This is a genomic window from Roseovarius sp. YIN77, assembly GCF_057219155.1.
On record NZ_JBXVVI010000040.1, the window covers coordinates 1 to 6,942 of the forward strand.

Annotated in this window: 7 protein-coding genes; 5 read left to right on the forward strand and 2 right to left on the reverse strand. The window is 52.9% G+C overall.

What is annotated here, in order from left to right; genetic code table 11:
• Positions 1 to 234 precede the first annotated feature (234 nt).
• Positions 235 to 1,002 (forward strand): alpha/beta fold hydrolase, encoded by a 768-nt coding sequence (locus tag AC2D8P_RS16345; RefSeq protein ID WP_484703920.1) that lies wholly within the window; start codon positions 235 to 237, stop codon positions 1,000 to 1,002.
• Between the two features lie 211 nt (positions 1,003 to 1,213).
• Entirely contained in the window at positions 1,214 to 1,801 is a 588-nt protein-coding gene (locus AC2D8P_RS16350; RefSeq protein WP_484703922.1) for a hypothetical protein, read from the forward strand.
• Positions 1,802 to 1,891: 90 nt separating this feature from the next.
• Here the strand turns inward: AC2D8P_RS16350 and AC2D8P_RS16355 are convergent, their stop codons facing one another.
• Positions 1,892 to 2,200, reverse strand: coding sequence for a DUF4389 domain-containing protein (locus AC2D8P_RS16355; RefSeq protein ID WP_484703924.1), 309 nt, complete (start codon positions 2,198 to 2,200; stop codon positions 1,892 to 1,894).
• Positions 2,201 to 2,714: 514 nt separating this feature from the next.
• On the opposite strand from AC2D8P_RS16355, the gene AC2D8P_RS16360 reads away from it, so the two are divergent.
• Positions 2,715 to 2,978 (forward strand): hypothetical protein, encoded by a 264-nt coding sequence (locus AC2D8P_RS16360; protein WP_484703926.1) that lies wholly within the window; start codon positions 2,715 to 2,717, stop codon positions 2,976 to 2,978.
• Positions 2,979 to 3,107: 129 nt separating this feature from the next.
• Positions 3,108 to 4,604 (forward strand): recombinase family protein, encoded by a 1,497-nt coding sequence (locus AC2D8P_RS16365; RefSeq protein ID WP_484703928.1) that lies wholly within the window; start codon positions 3,108 to 3,110, stop codon positions 4,602 to 4,604.
• 156 nt (positions 4,605 to 4,760) lie between these two features.
• On the opposite strand, the gene AC2D8P_RS16370 is transcribed toward AC2D8P_RS16365, so the two are convergent.
• Positions 4,761 to 5,609 (reverse strand): class I SAM-dependent methyltransferase, encoded by an 849-nt coding sequence (locus AC2D8P_RS16370; protein ID WP_484703930.1) that lies wholly within the window; start codon positions 5,607 to 5,609, stop codon positions 4,761 to 4,763.
• A 358-nt stretch (positions 5,610 to 5,967) separates the two neighbouring features.
• Between AC2D8P_RS16370 and AC2D8P_RS16375 the strand changes: the two genes are divergently transcribed.
• A complete protein-coding gene (locus tag AC2D8P_RS16375) occupies positions 5,968 to 6,645 on the forward strand; it encodes a glutathione S-transferase family protein (protein WP_484703932.1) in 678 nt (225 codons plus the stop codon).
• Positions 6,646 to 6,942 lie beyond the last annotated feature (297 nt).

Genomic DNA, 6,942 nt, shown 5'->3' on the forward strand with positions numbered 1-6,942 from the left:
TGATTGTCGAAGTTGTTGACGGCCTGGCCGCCAATGGCCCCGACGGCAACGCCGAGGTCGAGGCCGCCGTCCGCGCCAAAGTCGCAGAGCTCTGCGCCAGATTCCCGCTTTATCCGAACTTGTAAGATAGCGGATAAGCAAATTGAAACGGGGGTCGCAATGGCCCCCGTTTTTTGTTGTGCGGTGCAGAAAAGGCGGGTGGAAACCGCGTGTTAGACCGGGTATCACTGGGCTATGCTGAGATATGTAAAAATCGGTCAAGCCTCTGATTTACCACCACTTCTGATCGTTCATGGGCTCTATGGATCGGCCCGGAACTGGGGTGTGATTGCCAAACGGATGGGTGACACGCGTGAGGTGGTTTCTGTTGATATGCGAAATCATGGTGAAAGCCCGTGGTTTGACACAAACAGCTATTTCGACATGGCAGGGGAATTGGCCGAAGTCATTGAAGACATTGGCGGAATTGCCGACGTGGTCGGCCATTCGATGGGCGGTAAGGCGTCGATGATTATGGCGTTGAACCGGCCTGAAGTGATCCGCAAGCTGATCGTCGCGGATATTGCGCCTGTGGCCTATCAACACACGCAGGCGCATCTGGCGAAGGCGATGAAAGAGTTGGATTTACAAGGACTTACATCGCGGTCGGAGGCAGATCGTAGGTTCGCGGAACTGGTGGATGAGCCGGGCGTTCGGGCCTTTTTGCTGCAGTCTCTGAACCTGAAATCAGACCCGGTACAGTGGCGTCTGAATCTGGAGGTTCTGGAGGCGGAAATGCCTGATATTGTTGGATTTCCTGAGGGTGCCGAGGGCCAGTTTGACGGCCCAACCCTGTTCCTGTCGGGGGCTGAGAGCGACTATGTGAAACCCGAATACCGGCCCCGGATCAAGGAGCTGTTCCCCGCTGCCAAATTTGCCAAAATCCCGGGGGCAGGGCATTGGTTGCATGCCGACAAACCTCGCGAATTTGAGGCCGCGATGCGGGCGTTTTTGGCGGCCTGAACCCCCGAAAATAGCGCGTCGGTATTGCGTCGGTATTTTAACGGTATTGCGGTGGTGGGGTTATCCGCAGGCATTGATCCATCGTTTATGCCTCCGGCGGGAGTGTTTTCCCATAAAGAAAGATGGAAGTAGTGCGCTGGCACCGGTTCGGAGCTACAATAGCCAGAACACCAACTGGCCGGGATCGACGCGGCGACGGGGAGGATAACGCATGATGCGCTTTTTCATCACTCTGATGCTGGTCCTTTTATCATTGGATCGAGCGGCTGCTCACGAATTCTCTCTCGGCGTCCACGCCGTGGGTGACGATGCTAAAGACAGGATTGTCTCGGCGGTGCGTGGGGTGCTTTTGGCTGCAGACGAACGTGATGCCCATCCGGACGAAACATCTGACGGCCATCTTGGCGGTGTCGACGTGCAGATCATCCCCTTTTTGGATGATCGGTCCTTCACCCTTCCGGAGCTTAAGAATACGCATCGGGGTCAGATTGATCTTTTACTCCTGCTCGATACCGATGTCGCCGCAATTCCCTCCTTGCCTGGCACAACGGATCAAACAATCATCCTCTATCCCGGTTTGTTACCTGATCTGGCGTTATGGTCAGATCGGCAGGATGTTTCGGGCTTTGCGGCGAGAGTCATGGAGGCCTGGTCAATGGCGCCTGATATCTTTGCGGCGCAAGGGTACAACGCAGCCCGAAGAATTGACCTGGCAATCCGTCCCCATGACGGAGTTGGAGAAGTGGAAGCAATTCGAGATGCCCTGTCTCAGAGCATGAGTGGTATTGACTGGCAGTGATGGCTGCCAAGGATTTCCAACACCTGTATGATGTGGAATCTCAGCAATCGGCGATCGCTTTGGACCCGATGTGATTACCTACAGTTTACGTTAGTCCAACTCGGTCCAAGGCCAAGGCTTCACATTGCTGGCAGCAGTCTGATACCTTGCGGCTTTGGCGATCCAAATACCCAGGTCGGTACCAAATTCTGACAAACGCTCATTCGGCTGCTTGTTATTGATCAACATGATTATGAACTGCACCACTGTCGCTGCTCCAAGGATGGTTTGCGCAAGTGAAATCATGATGGCAATCAGCACCATATAAACCAGACGCATCAGCATTGTGTCTGCTTGCTCCGGCTCATGTTGTTCTCCGCTGATGCGGCCCATTACTTTATTGTCTTCGCGCTCATCCATAAAACTATTCCTTAGCATCAATTTTCCGAATCCTATCACAACTAATTTTTGGCCGGCAATGTATCCTCAAGAGGGCAGGGAGGTTGCTCGTTTCTGAAGGTTAATGACATCCCCTTCTTAGCCATCTCAGCTAGGTCCTTGACGGCGCTAATGGTTCTGAGAGAGAGCAAGAGGTTGGCGTTGAGCTGTCGAGAGACATCTAGGACATCTCTAAACTGCTAATAACAAAGAGTTATAGGGGCCAAAAATACAGCAGAGCAGGGATGCTCACGATCACCACCAGAATTTCCAGCGGTAGGCCCATGCGCCAGTAGTCTCCGAAGTAGTAGCCTCCGGGACCCAAGATCAGGGTGTTGACATTATGTGGGGGATGCCAATATGGGTTGTGGTGAGGCCGGTGGTTTGGCGTTGAGATGCTCTTAGATTTCGTTTTGTTTCAATCCCTTCCAGCGTTTTCATCACATCAAAACCAAGTAGGGCCGTATCGGCCTATCTTCAAAAGGAACAACATTTAATGAAACTGCAATACTTCAAGTCCACTCAAGAAACACTTTCCCACATCATAGAGCGTTGCGGCATTGAAACCGGAGAACGTGCTGAGGATGGCACTTCAATTCTCACAATTGAGGGGGTTGATGAGTTTATATGTGACCTCAGAGAAGAACATGCACAGGCTCTCGGCTGCAAAGCCGAACAATACACTGACGATGAGTTCTACGCGTTGGAGGGTAAGATCGCTGATATAGCCTCGGTTGCTTCACAGTACGATCTCCTCTGACCAATAATCAGCCTGGGTGTTGCTCAGGCAGGGAGTGCTGTTGAGAGGAGGCTCCCACGAAACACATCAGGTCCAGCTTCGTGTTGGACTTGATGCTTCCAGTCTTTGACAACACCTTGAGGAGGCGTCATGAACAACTCCATGCCCAATCAATCGCTACCGACCTGCTATTCTTACATTCGCTTCTCGAGTGAAGGGCAGAAGGAAGGCAACTCAGTAGAGCGCCAGACGAAAAGAGCGCGGGAATGGTGTGACCGGGAAGGCTACAACCTATCAACTGAGACCTTCGAGGATTTGGGAGTGTCAGCCTACAAAGGGGCTAACGCTGATGTGGGCGCACTCGGGGCGTTCTTGGAGGCAGTTGAAAGAGGGATCATTGAACAAGGCTCCATTCTCTTAGTGGAAAACCTAGACCGTCTAAGCCGCCAGCACTTCGAGGAGGGTTATCTCCTAATCAAACGGATCACTAAGGCCGGGATCAATGTTGTTACCCTAAGCGATAACAAAATGTATCGGGCAGGTGAGTCGCTTGAGTTGGTCGATATGATCACGATGATTGTGGGGTTTGAGAGGGCCAATCAGGAAAGTAAGTTCAAGTCCGAACGTGTGGGTGCTGCTTGGAAGAGTAATGCCGAGAAGGTCAAGGCAGGTAAGCGTAAGCGATCCACCAAAGTCCCAGCGTGGATTAAGTTTGAGGGCGAGAGCCTAGACACAGGCTCCTTCAAGGTCATCCCAGAGAAAGCCAAGGTCGTACGCGAGTTGTTCCAGAGGTACGCCGATGGTGAACCTACGAACACCATTGCTACAGACCTGAGGAACAGGGGTGTCACCACCCTATCTGGTCGGGCGCAGTGGACGGGGGCATTGATCTACATGCTGGTGCGTGAGGTCACACCTTACGGAACTCTGCAGATCGGTAAGGGCACCAAGCAAGATCGAGTGATCATCGATACCGTGAAGGACTACTACCCTCGGATCGTAGATGAGGAAATCGAGAGGCGTGTGCGCCATCGTGTCCAAACCAAGTACACTGGCCCGTCGGGATATCAGCCAGGTGGTATCTGTAGGGGCCGTCTCGTGGGGGTCCTCAAATCGGATGAAGGCAATGCAAGTAAGGCCAAGCGAAACAACCGATCCATCTCATACGTGGACCGGGTCACGAACAAGTATATCGGTGCAGTATCGATCGTGGATCAGGTACTCATGGATGATTGGCCCGAAGTGATCAAAGCGTTCGGGGTAGAAACCAGTGAAGAGGCAGAGGGCCTTGAGGGTCTGTTACTCGAGGCAATCGACACACTGGAACGGCGTATGGCGATGCGAACTGACCGGCACAACGCGGCACTTGAGAGAACCATCCTATCCGCCGAGGCAGACCTCGAAGAAATCAAACGCAACATGGAAACGGTGTCACGTTCCACTCGTATTCACGGAGCGGTGCCCTCAGAGTTGATCTTTCTGTCTATCCCCGAAGCAAACCAATGGGTGCGCCGAGTGGTTGATGAGGCAAGGGTACGTCGTGAGGGTAGCGGGATGAAGTCGAAGGTGCAGATATGGTTGAAGCTCAAGAATGGCATTCAGATGACTATAGGTGATGCGAGTGTTGGGCTTGAAGTGAGAACTTGAGTGGTTTTGTCAGATGACTGTTAAGAGCCCAATTCAGACCACAAAGATCCACTTTTATCGTCGCCCGGCCGCAATCTACGCTGTCGCTACATATGAGCGCGGGCCGTCGACTTCGCCATCCAGATAGGCATCTCGAACGGCATCCTTGATCTGTTTTTAGTTTGGCGGGTTGGTCCCGGAAGCCAGAAGGAAGGTCATATCCGCATTAACACCGCCTTGGCTCGAAAACTGTCCAATGCAGTCCCTGATTTCGCCCCAAGCCACATCGCGTTTTTCGTCGTCTAGATCCGCCAACACTGCGCGATAGGCACCAAATGCCTCCTGCATCATGGTTAGCGCGTCCCCGACCGATGCGATGGACATCCGGGCGACAACCTGCTCGACCCTAGTGTCGATATACCCGGCCGCTTGAAATAAGTTCTCTAGTCTCGCAGGGTCTGACAATGCAAACAGCCCTGGTGAACCCGGCGGCGGCGGGGTCTTCCCGGCATGTTTTAGTGCTATCATCATGGTTTTTGAAAACAGCAGGTTATCCTGCGGCGAGGCCACCACAAGAACAGCGAGGCGCCCGTTCTCCACCAAGACGCTTCGCACGGCCGCGAGCGCGTCTTGAGGCGACTGGAACAGCATCAGGCCGAGTCGGCAGGTTGCCGCATCGACGCGCAGCCCACTTTCGGAGAGATCTTCCGCTGGTCCGTGCAGTGTTTCGACATTGGTCAGTCCCGCGTCGGCGGCGTTTGATTTCGCAAAGGTCAACATTCTCTTTGCGATGTCGTTTGCGACAACCTGGCCAGTCGGCCCAACACGCTTCGCGGCTTGAATCGTCTGGCTGCCTGCGCCACAGGCGAGGTCCAACACTTTCATTCCCATTTCTACGTTGGCCGCATCCAGCATTTGTTCCGTAGCTTCGGCGGCGGCTCCCATTAAAGCGGATTCCCATTTTGCCCAGCCCGGAGCGGCTGAATCCCAAATGCTCTCATTTTCATGTTTGCCATCTCCGGCCATCGTCAGAATCCTCACATTAGGTGCGACGTCAGGTTACACAGCATTCCACGTTGCGCAAGAATTCTGCGAGGCCGGTACTGAGGATAAAGACGTGTCGTCCGCGCAAGGTTCAGAACCTCACGACGTATTGTTACAAATAGTTGGCGACCTTGTCCGAATGGCGTTCGTTCACCGAGTTAGCGAGCGCCGCAGCGCAGCGAACGGGTGCTTCGTCCGCTTAGCTGTCATTGTTGGTGTCTGATAGGCCAAGTAACTCTACCAAAACCGTCGGATGTCCGTAATGAGCCCGAAGCAGACATTTTGCGCGATACCTCGAGCATGTTATGAAATTGCTATGTTTCCCATTGGAGTATCAGTTATGTCCAGCAAACCGACCCTCTTTGGGTACCCGGCCAGCACGTACACCAGAATGGCGTTGGTCGCAGCTGATGAAAAAGGTCTGAACTATAATTTCAAATCGGTTGCATCGTGGGATGGGTATGACAAAGATCCCGAGTACGTCGGCAAACACCCTTTCTTCAAGGTGCCTGTGCTTGAGCACGAGGGCATCAGATTCACCGAGACCATCGCTATAATGATGTACCTCGAAACCGCGTTTGACGGTCCAAAACTAACTCCGAGCGATCCAGTTGCCCTCGCCAAGATGTGGGAAGTCATATCGACAACCATCAGCTATGCATGGCCGAATTGGGTACCGGTGCTTGCAACCAATCGCCTCTTCAACCCTATGGCTGGTGACGCTGTAGATGAAGAACTCATTTCGGCGCGGATGCCAGAGATGTGCAAAGCTGCAAAAGTCATAGGCGACTATCTTGGTGCAAGAGACACTGACTTTGACCTAGCCGACATCGTCGTAGCAGGGGCGCTGAAATACATGACTGAAACACCGGAATGGCGACAAATTAGTGAGTCTTCTCCGAAACTGGCTAGTTGGTGGGAGCGAACGAAATCAAGGTCAACGATAACTCTTCATATGCCTGATACGGACTGGCAGCAACGAACTGTAGACTATGTGACCCGCCATCCGAGCGCATGATAAGGACTTGCCTCGGATGTCCGTTTCGTCCCGCATAGCAGACGTTGGCCCGTATGTATCATCGTGACTTTCAACTCAAATTCAATCCGCGTCGTGATGATCGATAAAGACCCGTGGTTCGTCGCCAGTGACACTGTTTCTATTCTCGATCTCGGGAACGTGACGATGGCTATTCTGTCTAGCCCCTTGTTTCAGTACCAGTGATTTGCGGTTTGTCTAAAAGGGTTTCTGGGACTGGTGGGCGCATGTTCAGAGCATGATGTGGTCTGATCTGGTTGTATTGTCTGAGCCACGTAT